The sequence below is a fragment of the Streptomyces griseobrunneus genome, assembly GCF_046713465.1.
Taxonomy (GTDB): Bacteria; Actinomycetota; Actinomycetes; order Streptomycetales; family Streptomycetaceae; genus Streptomyces; species Streptomyces microflavus.
Genome location: NZ_CP177080.1, coordinates 2198599 through 2215162, shown reverse-complemented (window position 1 = coordinate 2215162; position 16564 = coordinate 2198599). Strand labels below are relative to the sequence as shown.

Annotated in this window: 12 protein-coding genes; 5 read left to right on the top strand and 7 right to left on the bottom strand. The window is 73.1% G+C overall.

Annotated features, from left to right (window positions below):
* Nucleotides 1-27: 27 nt before the first annotated feature.
* From ACK8N7_RS09670 to ACK8N7_RS09640, 7 genes are all read right to left on the bottom strand, one after another.
* Complete coding sequence (locus ACK8N7_RS09670; RefSeq protein ID WP_015611504.1) at nt 28-453, bottom strand: phage tail protein; 426 nt, start codon at nt 451-453, stop codon at nt 28-30.
* 77 nt (nt 454-530) lie between these two features.
* A complete protein-coding gene (locus tag ACK8N7_RS09665; protein ID WP_500441900.1) occupies nt 531-2393 on the bottom strand; it encodes a hypothetical protein in 1863 nt (620 codons plus the stop codon).
* Between the two features lie 1234 nt (nt 2394-3627).
* On the bottom strand, nt 3628-3789 hold the full coding sequence (locus tag ACK8N7_RS09660) for a DUF6760 family protein (protein WP_306430813.1): 162 nt from the start codon (nt 3787-3789) through the stop codon (nt 3628-3630).
* Nucleotides 3786-4289, bottom strand: coding sequence for a hypothetical protein (locus ACK8N7_RS09655; protein ID WP_403210020.1), 504 nt, complete (start codon nt 4287-4289; stop codon nt 3786-3788). The genes ACK8N7_RS09660 and ACK8N7_RS09655 overlap by 4 nt, the downstream gene beginning before the upstream one ends.
* Complete coding sequence (locus ACK8N7_RS09650) at nt 4286-4726, bottom strand: phage tail protein (protein WP_007457189.1); 441 nt, start codon at nt 4724-4726, stop codon at nt 4286-4288. Before ACK8N7_RS09650 ends, ACK8N7_RS09655 begins: the two co-directional genes overlap by 4 nt.
* A gap of 62 nt (nt 4727-4788) precedes the next feature.
* The gene (locus ACK8N7_RS09645; RefSeq protein ID WP_403210022.1) at nt 4789-6330 is read right to left on the bottom strand and encodes a phage tail sheath family protein; all 1542 of its coding nucleotides are present in this window, start codon (nt 6328-6330) and stop codon (nt 4789-4791) included.
* 717 nt (nt 6331-7047) lie between these two features.
* The gene (locus tag ACK8N7_RS09640; RefSeq protein ID WP_403210085.1) at nt 7048-8397 is read right to left on the bottom strand and encodes a COG1470 family protein; all 1350 of its coding nucleotides are present in this window, start codon (nt 8395-8397) and stop codon (nt 7048-7050) included.
* A gap of 224 nt (nt 8398-8621) precedes the next feature.
* Here ACK8N7_RS09640 and ACK8N7_RS09635 point away from each other — a divergent pair, with 224 nt between their 5' ends.
* From ACK8N7_RS09635 to ACK8N7_RS09615, 5 genes are all read left to right on the top strand, one after another.
* A complete protein-coding gene (locus ACK8N7_RS09635; protein WP_403210087.1) occupies nt 8622-9347 on the top strand; it encodes a helix-turn-helix transcriptional regulator in 726 nt (241 codons plus the stop codon).
* Nucleotides 9348-9630: 283 nt separating this feature from the next.
* Nucleotides 9631-12834: a hypothetical protein gene (locus ACK8N7_RS09630; RefSeq protein ID WP_500441897.1), complete on the top strand. Its 3204-nt coding sequence runs from the start codon at nt 9631-9633 to the stop codon at nt 12832-12834.
* Nucleotides 12831-13538 carry a Pvc16 family protein gene (locus tag ACK8N7_RS09625; RefSeq protein ID WP_500441895.1) on the top strand — a complete coding sequence of 236 codons (708 nt, stop codon included), beginning with the start codon at nt 12831-12833 and terminating at the stop codon, nt 13536-13538. Before ACK8N7_RS09630 ends, ACK8N7_RS09625 begins: the two co-directional genes overlap by 4 nt.
* Entirely contained in the window at nt 13535-15670 is a 2136-nt protein-coding gene (locus tag ACK8N7_RS09620) for an ATP-binding protein (protein WP_500441893.1), read from the top strand. The genes ACK8N7_RS09625 and ACK8N7_RS09620 overlap by 4 nt, the downstream gene beginning before the upstream one ends.
* 123 nt (nt 15671-15793) lie before the next feature.
* Nucleotides 15794-16564 carry a CoA transferase subunit A gene (locus ACK8N7_RS09615; RefSeq protein ID WP_500441891.1) on the top strand — a complete coding sequence of 257 codons (771 nt, stop codon included), beginning with the start codon at nt 15794-15796 and terminating at the stop codon, nt 16562-16564.

Here is a 16564-nt window from a genome sequence, read left to right as displayed (position 1 = left end):
CTTCCTGGTAGGTGAAGTGGCGGGGCATCAGGACGGCTCCAGTCCCTCGTGCGCGATCTCCAGCGTCTCGATCGCCGCCTGGGAGTTCGCGGGGTCGAACGACGGTCCCTGCCAGCGCACCGGGACGATGCCCTGCACCTGCCAGCTGATGATCCGGCTGAGGTCCGGCCGCAGGGCGACGATCTCGCCGTCCTTGGGCTCGACCCGCCGGATCGTCTCGTTCAGCCAGCGCGCGATCTTGAGGGTGTCGGCGGTGACCGGGCGGGTCAGCGTGATGTTGGTCCAGGTGATGCGCCCCGGCAGCTGCCAGGTGAAGCCGTTGTTGCCGCCCTCGGCGTACGTCTCCATCTCGACCTCGGCGCCCAGGCCCGAGCAGGTGTGGAAGGCACCCAGGTCGCTGCCGCCGATCACGAGCTTGAAGAACACGCTCGTCGCGAAGATGTTGTCCGTCATGCCGTTTCTCTTCTTCTCTTGCTTCTCTGCCGGTGCGTGCTGTTCCTGCGGGGTTGTGCCGGGCGGGGAGGCCGCTGTCAGCGGCGGCCGTCGTGGAGCCGTCCGGCGCGCTCCCGGCCACGGCGCATGTCGGCGCGGATCAGCCGGCTCACGGGGTCGAGGAGGCGGCGGGCCAGCTCCTCGATCTCCGCCCCGGAGATCCGGTTCGCCGCGTTCTCCACCGCTGTCTCCGAGGTGGGGGCGAAGCCGGACCTGTCGTCGTCCGCACGCTGAACGGCCTTCGGCGTGCCCTTCGGCGCCACGGCCTTCACCGGGACGCCGGTGATGCCCGCCTGGGCGGCCGCGCGTTGCAGCGCCTGTGCCCGCGTCGGGGGCTGAGCCGGGGCGCCGGGGCCGCTCGGCCCGGAGGCCGACGGGTGTGTGCGCGGCGGGATCCGTACGGAGAGGGCGGGCGGTCCGGCCGGGGGAGCGCCGCCTCCGGGCGCCGGGCCGGCGGGCGGGGGGCCCGCCGGGTCGGGCACCACGGGCAGCGGCATCCGCTGGACGGGTACGACGGTGGCTCCGGGCCGGGCCGTCGCGGGCGGATGCGGGCGCACGACCGGCACCGGGCGGGTGGCCGGGGCGGGCCGCGGGGATGCCGTGGGCGCTGCGGAAGTCATGGGCGGCATCGACGGGGTGCCGAGGGCGGGGGGTGCGGGCCGGGTGGCGGGGGGCTGCGGGCCGTACGGGCCGGCGGGGGCCGTTCCCGGTGTCTGCGGCTGCGGTGTCTGCCCTGCCGTCCGGGTGGTGGGGTTGGGGGTGGCCGCCGAATTGCGTACCGAACGACGCTGTACGAGCCGCTGGATCGCGCCACCCATGGCGGACCCGCTCTTCGTGGGGGCGGCCCCGGCCTTGGCGGCACGACCGGCGTCGCCCTGGGGCGTCCTACGGCCGGAACCGGTGGTTCCGGGGGCGGCGGTGACACGTGGACCGCTGCCGTCGCCGGTCGTGCGCCGGGGCGCGGGGTTCCCGTGCACGGCACGCTGGACGGTGGAGCCGGGCGCGGGGCCCGCCGGGGCCTGGCCCGGGGCCGGAGTCCGGTGCGGTGAGGCGAGTGAGGGGGCCGAGGCGGGCTCGGCGGGGCGGGTGCGGGGTGCGTTGCGCCGGAGCTTCGCACCCGGTGAAGTCCGGCGCTCCCGGGTCGGTGAATCGCCGGTCTGCCTGCCGCTGGTCTGGCCGCCGCCCGTCTGGCCGCCACCGGTCTGGCCGCCACGGGTCGGCGTGCCGCCGGAGCTCGAAGCGACGGAGTTGGGCCCCGGCTGCTGTACGTCACGGCGCCAGGTGGCCGCCACGACCGGCCGGGCCGTGCTGCCGCCCGTCGCTGTCGTCTTCGGGGTGGCCGAGAACCCCTCGGCGGAGCCGGTGTTCACCTTGAGCGCCCTGCCAGAGAGCAGGCTCCGCGACCGCTGGACGGTGGGCGTCAGCGGACCGGTGGCGGCGGAGGACACGGGAGCGGAGGACGTGGGTGTGGCCTGCCCGCCCCCGGTCCGCTTCGGGCCGATGCTGCGGATGCGGACCGGTGCCGGGGGAGTGGCCGGGGAGGCAAGGGGAGCGCCGGGCGTGCCCGTACCCGTTGGCGTACGCCCCTGGGGGCGCTCACCGTCCACCGCGCGCTGTACCGGCGCGGGGGCCGAGCGGACCGGCATCCCGGAAGGCGTGCTCGGGGAGGCCGGGGGCGTTGCGGCCTGCGGGGGTGCGCTCTGCGGGGCCGGTGTCTCCGTCGGGCCCGGCTGGGTACGTCGGCGGTCACCGAGGAGCGGGGCGTCCGGCCGGAGCCGCGCGGTCGACGGGAGCGAAGTGAGGGGGGTGCCGATCCCGCCACGCGTACGGGCACGGGAGCCGGAGGCGTCGCCGGGCTGCGAGGGCCCGGGGCCGCTGGGCTGTTGAGCCCGGTGCGGCACGGTCTCCGATGGCTGCCCAGGGCCCGCAGCCGGAGCTTTCCGGGTCGGTGCCTTCTGGATCGGCGCCGGTGCCTGCGCCGACCGGGGTGTCGTGGCAGGTGAGGCCGGTGCTGCCGGCTCCGAGGTCTGGCGCTGGAGCACCGGCATGGCCGCCGCCTCCTGCCCTGCGGGGGCAGCGGGTGCGGGCTTTCGTTGCCCTTCAAGGCTGGAAGGGATGGCCCCTGAGGGCAGTTCCCGCAGGGGCTTGCCCAGGGCAGGGCGTACGGCCTCGGGGGCGGGAGCGGGTCCTCGGCCGGAACTCGCCTGCGGCGCGGGGGCGGTGGGCCGCCCGGGCTGCTGCTGGGTGCTGGCCGTCCGCTGCACGCTGCCGGTGCCGCTGCCGGAAGCAGCCGGTGTGGAAGGCGTGACAGGTGTGACGGGCGTGGCAGGGGCAGTCGGCGATAGCCCGGTGATCTGCCGCAGCGGCATCGCCGGACGCCGGGCGACGGTCAGGGGTGGTGCGGTCCGCCGAGGACGTACAGCGGCGGGCCGCGCACGCTGCACCGAAGCCGAAGCCGAAGCCGAAGCCGAAGCCGAAGCCGAAGCGTCCGTGTCCGAGGCAGTGGCCTCCCCCGAAGCGGATCGGGAAGCGGAAGCGGACCCGGAAGCCGCCGACCGCTGGCCCGGGGCCGTCCGTCCCGGCTTCCGCCCACCCGCGCGACCCGCCACCGACGGCCGAGACGCCGCGGCAGCCCCAGCCGTACCGCCCGCCCCGGCCTCCGCCCCGCTCTCCGCCTCCGGCAGGGCCGCCCGCAGCAGCAGCGGCCCCCCGGGGGAAGCGGAACGCGCGACGCCCGGACGGGCGACGCCATGGATGAGGCCCACCGGGGCGGACGGCAGTACGGCGTGGCCGAGTTCGCCGCCTAGGGTGGGGTCCTGCCAGGAGGCGAGCTGGGACCGGAACCGCAGCCCGTCGCTCACCCCGATCGAGGACCGGGCGACGGTCACCGAGGGCGGGGAGACCTGACGCCAGCCGCCGTTCCAGCCGGGACCCGATGCCCCCGGGCCGCTCACGACGGCAGCTCCGACCTCCGGCACCGGACCGGCACCCGTACCCATACCCGTACCACCGTCGACACCGACACCGACACCGACACCGACACCAGCACCACCGTCGGCACCGGCACCGTCCCGCGAGGCCGTGCCGGGCCGTTGCCGGTCCGTTCGGCGCAGCCAGTCCCCGAACCCCACACGATCACCCGCCTTCGTTGACGCGGGTGTTGATCCGCGCTATCTCCCGCACCCACTGCTGACGCTCGCCGTGGGTGAGGTCGAGAATGTCCTCACGCTGCCAATGGAAGTGGTAGGCGACGTACGCGATCTCCTCCCGCAGCCGGGGAAGCGCGTACGTCTCTATTCCCCCAGGCGCCCACCCGAGAGATCCACCTCGAACGAGCCGTGGCAGAGCGGGCAGGTCACCGCCGCGTGCGTGTGGCCCTCGCTGTTGATCCGGCGGTAGAAGTCCTGGAGGAACGCCACATCCGTGGCGTACATCCGCTCCACGATCCCGGCGTGCACATCGGTGACCGTGCCGAGCTGGGTGATCACCTGGCTCAGCAGCACCACGGACAGGTACGCCGGGTTCTCCTTCACCCGCAGGTCGATCTGCGGGCGGAGTTCGTCCCGGGCCGTCGCGAGCCGCATGGTGCCGTGCCGGTGCAGCTGGCCCTCGTCGTCCACGTACCCGCGCGGCAGCTCGAAGGCGAACTCCGTCTGCAACGAGTCCCGTTCGCGCTGCGGGGCGCGGGCGGGAGCCGGTGCGGGCGCCGGTGCCTCCTGGCGCGCGGCGGTCGTGGCGGCGAGGTTGTCGAGGGTCTCTTCGAGCCCGCTGCCCGACGAAACGGTCCGGCGCCTCATTCGACCACGATCTCCTCGAAGGTGATGGTCACCGTCTCGGTCGCGGCGCTGGACTCGCCGGCCTTGAGGGAGGGGCCCTCCCACTTGGAGGCCCAGCCCTGCATCAGCTGGATGCGCCGCACGGTCTCGCCGGTCGAGTCCTTGATCTCGATCGTGAGGTTCTGGCGCGCGGTGTCGACGGCTCCGTTGTTGAGCGTCTCCTTGATCCAGGTGGTGAACTCGCTGCTCTTGTCGAGCCCGCGGGTGATCGTCACCTCGCCCGCCTGGCGCGCGCCCGGCTGCTTGCGGATGATCTGCTTGCCCTCGGCGGTCACCTGGCGGACCTCGACGACTTCTTCCTCGACGGTCATGCCGCTGATCTCCTGGATGGACTCCACGAGATAGCCGCCGAGCTGTACGCCGAAGACGTGGGTGGAAAGAGCGTCGCCCTCTGCCATGACTGTGTGTCACCTGTTCCGCTGGTAATGACGATGATGGTGGTGGGGGAGGACCGCGAAGGTCACTCGTCGATGAGGCTGGTGCTGTCGGAGAACTGCGCCAGGCGGAAGACCACGAACTCCGCGGGCTTCACCGGCGCGACCCCGATCTCGCAGACGACCTGGCCGAGGTCGATCGACTCCTGCGGGTTGTTGCTCCGGTCGCAGCGGACGTAGAACGCCTCCTCGGCCGTGCGGCCGAACAGTGCGCCCCGACGCCACTCCTCGGTGAGGAAGGCGGTGACGTTGCGCCGGATGCTCGACCAGAGGCGGTCGTCGTTCGGCTCGAACACCACCCACTGGGTGCCCAGGAGGATGGACTCCTCCAGGTAGTTGAAGAGGCGGCGCACGTTGAGGTAGCGCCAGGCCGGGTCGGAGGAGAGGGTGCGGGCGCCCCAGATGCGGATGCCGCGGCCGGGGAAGGCGCGTACGCAGTTGACGCCGATCGGGTTCAGCAGGTCCTGCTCGCCCTTGCTGAGGCGGATCTCCAGGTCGACCGCGCCGCGGATGACCTCGTTGGCGGGGGCCTTGTGGACACCGCGCTCACCGTCGCTGCGCGCCCAGACGCCGGCCACGTGACCGCTCGGCGGGACCAGGGAGTTGCGGCCGGCCGCCGGGTCGAAGACCTTCACCCACGGGTAGTACAGGGTGGCGTAACGCGAGTCGTAACCGGCTTCGTCGTTGCGCCAGTTGCGTACCTGCTGGGCGTTCATGCCGGGCGGGGTGTCCAGGACGGCGACCCGGTCGCCCATCTGCTCGCAGTGCGAAATGACCGCCAGCTGCACGGTCTTGACGCCCTCGGCGTCGATCTCGCCGCGCTGGAAGGCGCTCATCAGGTCCGGGACGGCGACCATGGTGATCTCGTCGATCGACTCCAGGCCGCCGAACCCGGTGCGGGCGGAGGCGTCACCGACGTACTCCGACGCGTCGAGCCGCGCCACGCCGGAACCGGGGGCGCCGGTGGCGGGGGCGAGGGCGACGGTCTGCTTCTCGGGGCGGCTCTGGGCCGTGCCGGGCTGCTCGGCGACCTGGATGAGCTTGGAGTCGCGGGCCTGGGTGACCAGGTAGCCCTTGACGTTCTTACGGGTGGAGACGTCGTAGGTCTCCACGACCTTGCCGGCCTGGCGGACCAGCAGCCGGAAGCGGTCCTCCGGGGGGCTGTCGCCCTCGGGGTCCGCGATCTCGACGGAGAGGTCGGCGCTCGTGCCGGACTTGGCGGAGACCAGGAAGCCGCCGAGCGCGACGGGCGCCGGGGCCTGGCCGACGGCGCCGGGCGCCGTTGACGCGGAGGCGCCCTGCGCGGGGCCGCCGATGCGCACGATGTAGGCCGCGCCGCCGCCGTTGGCGAAGAAGCCGTAGACGGCGTGCGTGAGGTAGGTGTCGGCGGTGAAGGTGCCGAAGGTCTGGACGTACTGGTCCCAGTTGGTCACCAGCGTGGGCTGGTGGAAGGGGCCCGTCTCGGCGAAGCCGACGAAGGCTGCGACCGCGGTGCCGACTCCCTCGATGGGCCGTGCTCCGGACTGCACCTCCTCCACGTATACACCGGGGGTGAGGTACGACGGCATGCTCGCTCCTTCGGGGTGGTCACTCGTTCACCAATCAGTCTTGACCGGTGGCGGTGGCGGGGAGTAGGTCCGGAAGTCCTGGGCCCGGGGCAGTGACGCTGCCTTCCCGGGCACCTGTACGGCGGTGAATGCTGCCCTCGGCGGACCGGCCGCGCTCCCGCCGTATTGGCGAGGTGCGACGGGCATTCCGGCGGGCGCGGATGAAGAGAAGGCGAACAGCGGGTCCCGAGACGGCATTTGCGTTCCGGGCGCTGCCGGCGGATTTCCCGGAAGAGGGGATTCCGGTTGGTGGAGCGGGTGTGTTCGGTATCTCTTTTTCCCGGTGAACGCCGCAGGGCCCAAAACCGTGCGGGGGTGGCCCGGGAGCGCGTATCAGGTGACGGAATTCGGCCAGAATGCGCCTAGAAAGTGTGGTGGTGCGGCCCGGTTCCCCGGATGGAAGCGGGCGCCCGACCGTTCCGATCGGGCGCTCCCCAGGTCTCCTTGAACCGTCAGGAACGGCTCTGAACAGGTCTGTTCGTGCTTCGGTCCGCCGGAACCGGATATTCTTCTCGGGCTGTCGGCGCCACAGGTGACCGAACTGGTATAGACCTTTGGCGTATTCGGGAGGGTGAATCCGCCATCTTTCGGCACGCCGGGTTTCCTCCGGGGCCGGGTTTCTGCTGTTGTCATCATCGAGAGGTGGAACGAAGCGCCCCGCGCTGCTGTTTCCGCGTTCTACCGTGCGAGATCGCTCAGTACGCCACTGACGTTAATCACCTGATGGCAGCCTGAGGCCTGCGTTCCGGTCGCCGGAGTGCCGGGCTTGGCACAGGTGACGGCAGCGGTGACCGTGGCGTTCTCCGGAATCTGAATGGGGGTGACCCAGTGATAGTCCTGGTTGCGGAACGTTTCCAGCGCGATGGTGGTGATCTTCCGCTCTCCGAAGGAGATGGTCAGCACTCCCTCGTCGCCCTGGAAGTTCGCCACCACGATGTCCGTGATGCCGAAGACCTTGCCCGCGGGAACCTGGTACGTCCCCTCCTTCTCGGCCCCGGTCTCGGTCTCCACGTCGATCGTCGCGGAGCTCTGCTGGGTGCCCCCGGCGCCCGTGCCGCCCGGACCGGTGCCCGTCCCCGGTCCCGTACCGGAGCCGCCGTTGCCACCGGGCGTGCCCGCGTCCGGACCGGTCCCCTGCCCCTGGCTTCCGCCCGGGTTGTCCGCGCCGCCCGGCGTGGTCGAACCCTGCTGCTGCTCGCCGCGGGCGGCCTCCTCCTCCGCCGCCTCGGTCACCGCCTGCTTCGCGGTGCTCTGCACGGCCGGCCGGACCAGTGCGAACCAGGCGATCAGCAGCGCCAGCAGTGCGGCCAGCACGATCAGCAACCACTTGGGCAGTACGGGAAGCTGGAGGAACTCCCCGGGAACCGGCTCCGGCCGTACGGGCTCCGGCCGGGTGGTCTCCGGCCGTGCGGGCTCCCTGCCCTCGGCCTTCGTCTCGGCGGCGGTCTCCGCTGCCTCGGCGGCCTCCACCTCGAACGGCCAGGTGACCGGCTCGCCGAACCAGATCAGCTTTGCCGCACGCACCCGCAGCCGTATCTCGGCCGACTCGCCCGGCTCCAGCCGCTTCTGACCGGGAGTGAAGCCCAGCCGCAGCTCCTCCCCGGCCTGCTTGCCGGTGAAGGCGACGTCGACCGGGGTGTTCCCCTTGTTCTGCACGGCGGTACGGAAGCGGGCGCCCAGCCAGCCCCGGCGGCGGCGCGGTTCCAGCTCGGTGCGCAGCTCGTGGAAGGGCTCCACGGTGACCGTGCCCTCGGGGACCACCACCGACTCCGGGTGCTCCGCGGGCAGTACGCGGACGGCCAGCGGGGTCTCGCCCGCCTTGACCTCGTGGGAGCGGGGCGGGGCGAAGGTGAGGGTCACCGTCTCGGAGGTGCCCGGGTAGAGCGATACGCGGGCCGGCTCGACGGTGCTCCACGCAGCGCAGTCGCCGACGACTTCGAGCGTGTAGGCCTCGACGATGTCGCCGTCGTTGCGCACGGTCAGGGTCGTCGTCGCGGTACCGCCGGGCGACACCGTCACCGTGGGCATTTCGAGTTCGGCAGATGTGGTCACCCTGCGACGGTAAGCCGCCCCTGCGGCCGCGCAGCAGGGTCACGAGGGCAACGGACGGGCAGGGCGGATGCCCCGAAGGCACACCGGCGCGGGGGCCCGGCGAGCCCGCCCCGGGCCCGCGCCCCCTGCCGAAGACCGGTGCGGGCGGGAGTGGACAAGGCATATCGGGCGGAAGTACCTGAGGAAGACGGCGCTGAGTGATGACGACGGCAGAGACGAAGAGCAGGGCCATGGAGCGCGGGCAGTACCGCAGGCCCGACGCGGCGCAGCGGGCCGCGCGGACCGTCCCCGGGGCGGGGACCGGCGGCAGGGTCACCGTGGCGGTGTACGCGGAGGACCTGATCCTGCAGACCGGCATGATCCACCAGCTGCGGATGCGGCCGGAGATAGAGCTGATACCGGAGGCCGAGGCGGACAAGGCCCAGGTCTCGCTGGTGGTGGTGGACATGGTGGACGAGCCCACGGTCCAGCTGCTGCACCGCCTCCAGCGCAACACCTCCACCCGCACCGGACTGGTCGTCGGCTTCTTCGAGTCGGGTGCGCTCCAGACCATGATCGAGTGCGGGGTCGCCGCCGTGCTGCGGCGCGGCGAGGCCGACCAGGACCGGCTGGTCCACCTGGTCAAGGCGATGGCGAACGGCGAGGGCGTCCTCCCGGGCGACCTGCTCGGCAAGCTCCTCGACCATGTCAGCAGCCTCCAGCGGACGGTTCTGGACCCCCGGGGGCTCACCCTCTCCACCCTCACGGCGCGGGAGGCGGAGATGATCCGGCTGGTGTCGGAGGGCTTCGACACCGCGGAGATCGCGCAGAAGACGTCGTACTCCGAACGGACCGTCAAGAACGTGCTCCACGAGGTCGCGACCCGGCTCGAACTGCGCAACCGCGCCCATGCGGTGGGTTACGCGATGCGGCACGGTCTGATCTGATCTGATCTGACCGGGCCCGACCTGGCTGATCCGACCTGACCGTTCACTACGTAGACCCGTACGCGCCATCGCCGTACGGGAGTTACCGGGCGATCCTGGACCGGGGGCGCGGAGGAGTGCGCCGCAAAGGGCAGCGACTCCTTCCCCCGGTCCGGGTACTCGGGGCCTGTCTTCCTGCCCCACGCGAGCGCGATGCTCGACCGTGGAGCGTCATCAACAGACTGTGAGGTGGGCCGTGACCGGCACTGCTGGCCCGGCGAGGCATTCCCGGTGGAGCCGACTGATGGGCGCCGTGGTGCTGCTGGCGCCGCTGCTGGTGGTCGGATCGGCCGCCACCCCGCACGGGGCCACCGACGCGGTCGCCGCGGCCGCCGAGGCGGACCCGCTGGACGCCGGACGGATCGCCTTCGCCGGTACGGAGCACCGGAGCCTCGGCCGGGTCGCGGACCCGGAGAACACCGAACCCCTCTTCGGGACCGGACCGGCCCACTACGACCAGGACCCCTCCGCCCGCGGTGACGTCCTCGTCTTCACCAGCCTCCGCGACAGCGTGCGGCCCCAGGTCTACCTCCGGGGCGCCGACGGGACCGTACGCAGGCTCACCACCGACCGGGACGCCGCGAACCCCGAACTCTCCCCGGACGGGCGGACCGTCGTCTTCGACTCCGCCGAGCCCGGCCCCGGCGACCGGGTCCAGCGCGACCTGTGGGCGGTCGGCGTCGACGGCTCCGGCCTCCGGCGGCTGACGGACACCGCCGACAACGAGGAGGCCCCGACCTTCTCCCCGGACGGCACCCGCATCGCGTACGCCTGCGACGGCGACGAGAGCCGCGGCCGGCAGATCTACGAACGGGCCTTCGCCGGCGGCGAGCAGACCCGGATCAGCGACGCACCGGCCGGCGACGCGACCGACCCGTCCTGGAACCCGGTGGCCGACGACACCCACCGCAACCGGGTCGCTTACACCCTCGTCACCGACCCCGACCCCGAGAAAGGCTTCCGGCTGCGGGTCACCGAGGGCATCGGCACCGACCGGCCGCTGCTGGCCGGAGCCCACGCGGAGTGGGGCAGCCACTCGGTGACCTGGCTGCCCGACGGCGACGACGTCCTCTTCCTCAGCCCCTTCCACGTCTGCGGCTGCGACGACTTCGACCACGTCTACCGGGGCCCCGCCTTCGTCGACGAGGCGCCGGAACAGCTGCTCACCGAGGACCGTGAGGTCGCGTCACCCACCTGGACCGGAGGTTCCGGCTCCGGAGGCGTCGTCGTCTCCCGGATCACCGCCGACGCGGCGAACGTCGTGACGCTCCAGGACGTACGCCAGGACGGCTCGGACCCGCGCGACCTCGGGCTCACCATCCTCGACGAGGACCCGGCGGCCCGCACCAACACCGACCCCGCCGTCGACCCGCTCTTCAACCCGGCTGCCGGGTACGACCCGTGGACCGAGCGGCAGAACTACACGCCCGACGGCCGGCGCATCGTCGTGACCCGCTTCGAGGGCCCCGACGACGCGCGGGTCGAACGCATCTGGATGGTCGACGCCGACGGTACCGACGCCGCCGCCCTGCCGCTCGCCGGACGCGGCGAGCGCGACTGGGACACCGACCCCACCTTCTCGCCCGACGGCACCAAGCTGGCGTTCACCCGGACCTCGCCCGGCGGCGTCGGCGAGGCGGCCGGCCCGGGCCGCATCCTCATCGCAGACGTGGCCACCGGCGCCATCCTCGACGAGATCCGCCCGCCCGAGGGCGAGCAGCAGGGTGTCGACGCCCAGCCGACCTGGTCCTCCGACGGCGTCAACCTCGCCTTCACCCGCACCCAGGTGATCAACGGCAACGGCGGCAACAAGCACATCTGGGTCGTCCCGGTGAACCGGCTCGACCAGCAGCGGGACCTCAGCGCCACCATCTGCCCCGGCGACTGCGAAGTCATCGACGACAGCCCGGCGTTCTCCCCCGACGGTACGAGGGTGGCCTTCAACCGCAAGGACGGCGGCGGCCGGACCAACGAGCGGGCCGGCATCCTCATCAAGCCCCTGCGCGGCGGCGGCTGCCGGGTCGTGCTGCCCTCCTCCCAGCGGGACAACCCCGACGGCTGCGACCAGGAGATCCCCGACACCACGGGGACCGGCCCCTTCCAGCCCCGTGATGTGGCCTGGTCGCCGGACGGCAGCCACCTCGTGCTCACCTCCCGCCGTGAGCTGGCGCCCGGCTCGATGGAGCAGCTCTCCGTACTCGACATCGCCTCCGGTGAACTGGAGCCCCTGGACAACGAGCACGCCGGACGCCAGAAGGAGCCCAGCTACCAGCAGTCGGTCGACCTGGCCGTGACCGCTCCGCCCACCGGGCCCGCCGTCGAGGTCGGCTCCTCCGTCGAGGTGAAGGTCACCGTGGTCAACCACGGCCCCTCGCCCTCGCCCGGCACCACGTTCACCGCCGACGCCCCGCCCGGCGTACGGCTGGAGGAGCTGACCACCGACGCCGGTACGTGCGGAGCCGGATCGCCGCAGTGCGACCTCGGCGTCGTCCCGCCCGGCAGCAGCGTGGAGATCACCGCCCGGCTGACCGGCGTGACCCGGGGCGACCAGCCGATCGGCTGGTCCGTCACCGGCGCCGTGCTCGACCCGAACCCGACGGACAACGCCACCGGCACCCTCGTACCCGTCCAGGACGTGCCCCCGCCGACCCCGTCGCCCACCCCGCCGCCCCCCAGCCCCACACCCCCGACCCCGACCCCTCCGCCCACCCCGACGCCCACGACCACCGCGCCCGTACCGCCCCCGCCGCCGTCCCCGCGCCCGCCCGCCCCGCGCCCCCCGGCCCCGCTGCCGCCCGCGCCCCTGGCAGGCCCCGGAGTCGTGGTCCGCGCCCAGCCCAGCCCCGGCTACGTCGGCGGCAAGGTCGTCGTGACGTACACCGTGCGCAACGGCCGTAACGCCTCCGCCACCGGCCTGCGGCTCCGGCTCGGGCTGCCCGGCAACATCCCGGCGGGCCCGCTCCCGGCAGGCTGCACGGCCGGACAGTGCACGCTGCCCGACCTGGGACCCGGCGCCTCCACCGTCGTACGCGTCGTCCTCTCACCGGACCGCGCGCTCCGCACGACCATCACCGCCACGCTCACCACGACCGGCACGGACGCGGACCGGAGCGACAACGTCTCCCGGATCCGGCTCCGTATCCTCAAGCCCCGCATCATCGCGGTGCCCGCCATCGGCAAGCCCGGCTTCGTCACCTCCGTACGCGGCAAGGACTTCCCGCCCGGGGCGCCCGTGAAGCTCAGCTGGAACCCGGGGATCACGGCCGCCGCCGTGCCGACCCTGCCGACCCCGGACGGCACGTTCATCGCCCAGCTGCTCATCCTGGCGAAGGACCAGACCGGACCGCGCACGATCACCGCCAGGGGCCCCGGCTTCAGCCCGGTCAAGACCCCCTTCCTCGTGGTGCTCGGCACCATCACCCCGCCGGACGAGGTGATCCGCCGATGATCCACGAAGTCGACGAAGGACTGCGGCTGCTGCTGGTCGACGCCGGGCTCCAGGAGAGCGGGGTCGACCTGGTCTTCGACGCGCCGACCAAGGACTGGTCCGCCCGCCGCAACGCCCCCACGATCAGCGTCTTCCTGCACGGCATCCGCGAGGACGCGGGCAGACGCCGGACCGGCACGGCCGAGGAGCACGACGAGAACGGCGTGATCACCGCCTGGCGGACCCCGCCGCGCTGGTTCGAGCTGACCTATCTGGTCACCGCCTGGACCAACCGCCCGCAGGACGAACACCGCCTGCTCTCCGAGGTGTTGCGCTGCCTGATGCGCACCGATGTGCTGCCCGCCCGGATGCTCACCGGCAGCCTCGCCGACCTCGGGCTCACCGTGGAGCTGGAGGCGGCGGGCCCGCGCACCGACGGCCCGTCCGCCTCCGACGTGTGGTCCGCGCTCGGCGGCGAGCTGAAGGCCGCGATCGACCTGCGCGTCCTCGCCCCGCTCGCCGGCGAACGGGCCCCGGCCGGCCCGCCGGTCACCGAGGGCCTCGTGATGAAGACCGCGCCCGCCGTGAACGGCACGGCGGCCGACGGTCCCGGCCGCCGCCTGCGGTACGAAGGAGCGGGCGACCTCGACGCCCAGGGCTTCGCCGCCGAACGGGAACGGCAACTGCCGCCCGGCCGGCGCAAGCGGGGGAGCGCGGCACGATGACGGTGACCCAGAGCGCGCCGGTCCACGACGTGGCCGACAACCTCCCGGCGACGGACGTCGAGATCCTGTGGGAGCGGCTGAGCCGCGTCGAGCAGCGGGTCCGGCACGCCGTGGCGGCCCGCCGCGCCACCGACCCGGAGCCCGACGATCCGTACCGGGGGCAGTACCTCACCCCCGAGGCGGTCGAACGCATCCTGGAATCGCGGGACGCGTTCGCTCCCGTACCGGAGGGGGCGTACGTCACGGAGTCCGCCCCGCCCGGCTCCCGGCTCGCCCGGCTGGCCGGCAGCTTCGGCCTGGTGGCGCTCGACGTCGAGCTGCTGCTGGTCGCCATGGCGCCGGACATCGACGCCCGGTTCGAGCGCCTCTACGGCTACCTCAACGACGACCTCACCCGTCGCAGGCCGGCCATCGGCCTGGCGCTGGAACTCTGCGGGCTGCCCGCGGCAGGCTCCGGCCGCTTCCGCTTCCAGCCGTCCGCCCCGCTCGTCGCGGGCGGCCTGCTGGAGATCGGCGACCCCGAACGCCCCCTGCTCTCACGGACCTTGAGAGTGCCCGACCGGGTCACCGCCCACCTCCTCGGCGACGACGAGACCGACGGACGGCTGCGCGGCCTCGTCGACGTGCCCGCCCCCGGCGCCGAGCCGGACGACCGGCCGGAGGCCCACCGGATCGCGGCGGCGCTCGCCACGGGCAGCGGCCTGGTGCACCTGCTCGACCGGGGCGGCGACCCCTCGGGGCTGGCCGTCGAGGCGCTCACCGCCGCCGGCCGCCACCCCCTCGTCGTCGACATCGCGGCCCTCGCGGCGGCCGGTGACCGGGCGGCGGAGCTGATCCGCACCCTGGCCGCCGAGGCCCGCCTCGCCCACGGCGGCCTCGTCCTCGGCCCGCTCGAAGCGCTCGCCCCCGAACGCCCCGAAGGCGCCCGCCTGCTGGCCTCCCTCTGTGCGGCGATGAGCGGCACGCCCCTGATCGCGTACGGGAAGAAGAACTGGGACCCCCTGTGGACCCGGGACAGCCCGGTCCCGGTCGCCGTCCTGCCACCGGGCCCGGCGGGCGCGGCACGGCAGTGGCGGCGGGCGCTCGCCGATGCCGCCAGGTCGGTGGGCCTGCCGGACGCGCAGGCACCGGCCGACGACCGCCTGATCGAGGCCACCGCCTCCTACCGCCTCGACACCGACCAGCTGCGCAAGGCCGCCACCGTCGCCTCCCGCCTCGCCGTCCTGGAGCAGCGCCCCGTCCACCCGGACGACCTGCGCACGGCGGTCCGCGCCCAGAACGGCGCCGGGCTCGAACGGCTCGCCCGCCGCATCGAACCGGCCGTCGGCTGGGACGACCTGGTCCTGCCCCCGGCCACCCGCACCCAGCTCACCGAACTCGCCCTCCGCGCCCGCCACCGCGAACAGGTGCTGGGGGAGTGGGGGATGCGGCCGGGCGGCGGCCGGGGACGCGGGGTCATCGCGCTGTTCGCCGGCGAGTCCGGCACGGGCAAGACCATGTCCGCCGAGGTCGTCGCCCGTGAACTGGGCATGGAGCTCTACGTCGTCGACCTCTCCACGGTGGTGGACAAGTACATCGGGGAGACCGAGAAGAACCTGGAACGGATCTTCGTCGAGGCCTCCGACGTCAACGGCATCCTGCTCTTCGACGAGGCCGACGCGATCTTCGGGAAGCGGTCGCAGGTCAAGGACGCCCACGACAAGCACGCCAACGTGGAGTCGGCCTACCTCCTCCAGCGCATGGAGTCCTTCGACGGGATCGCCGTGCTCACCACCAACCTCCGGGCCAACCTGGACGAGGCGTTCACCCGCCGCCTCGATGTGATCGCGGAGTTCCCGATACCGGACGCCGAGCAGCGCCTGGCCCTCTGGGACCGCTGCCTCGGCACCTCGATCCCGCGCGACCCCGCACTCGACCTGGAGTTCTGCGCGGCCCGCTTCGAGCTGGCGGGCGGCTCGATCCGGGCCTGCGCGGTGACCGCCGCCTACCTCGCGGCGGAGTCGCGCGCCCCGCTGGCCATGGACCAGGTCGTCACGGCGGTGCTCCAGGAGTACCGCAAGCTGGGACGGCTGGTGCTGGAGAGCGAGTTCGGTCCGTGGCTGGCGAAGGAGCGGGGGCGCGGGGGGCGGTAGCACCCGCGCGACTCGTCGCCGTCACCACTCGCACCGGTGGTGCTGTGTGGGCGGACGCCATCGCCGTACACCGTCCCCCGTTCCTAGTCTCGTGCGCAGTCGATGCGGCGAGAGGGCTGACGTATGAGTGTGGACAAGGTGGTCGCCGACCCGGCGGACGCGGTCGCGGACGTGGCACCGGGGGCTTCCCTGGTGGTCGGTGGATTCGGGCTCTGCGGCATTCCCGGTGTGCTGATCCACGCCCTGCTGGAGCGGGGCGCGGGCGGGCTGCGGGTGGTGTCCAACAACTGCGGGGTGGACGACTGGGGCCTGGGCCTGCTGCTCCGCGAGGGGCTTATCTCCCGGATGACCAGCTCCTACGTGGGGGAGAACAAGGAGTTCGCGCGCCGGTACCTCCACGGCGAGCTGGAGGTGGAGCTGGTCCCCCAGGGCACCCTGGCGGAGCGGCTGCGGGCCGGCGGCTCGGGCATCCCGGCGTTCTACACCCCGGCCGGTGCGGGCACCTGGATCGAGGAGGGCGGACTGCCCTGGCGGTACGGCGCCGACGGCTCGGTGGCCGTCGCCTCACCGCCCAAGGAGACGCGGGTCTTCGACGGCCGCGACCACCTCCTGGAGGAGGGCATCACCACCGACTTCGCCCTGGTCCGCGCAGCGGTGGGGGACCGGCACGGCAACCTCCGCTTCCACTCCTCCGCCCGCAACTTCAACCCGCCGGCCGCGATGGCCGGGCGCGTCACGATCGCGGAGGTGGAGGAGCTGGTGGAGCCCGGCGAACTCGCCCCCGACGACATCCATCTGCCCGGCATCTTCGTGCAACGGGTCGTCCCCGTGGAGCCCGGCGACCCGCGCGCGGAGAAGCGCGTCGAGCGCCGCACCGTACGAGCGGGGGCCTGA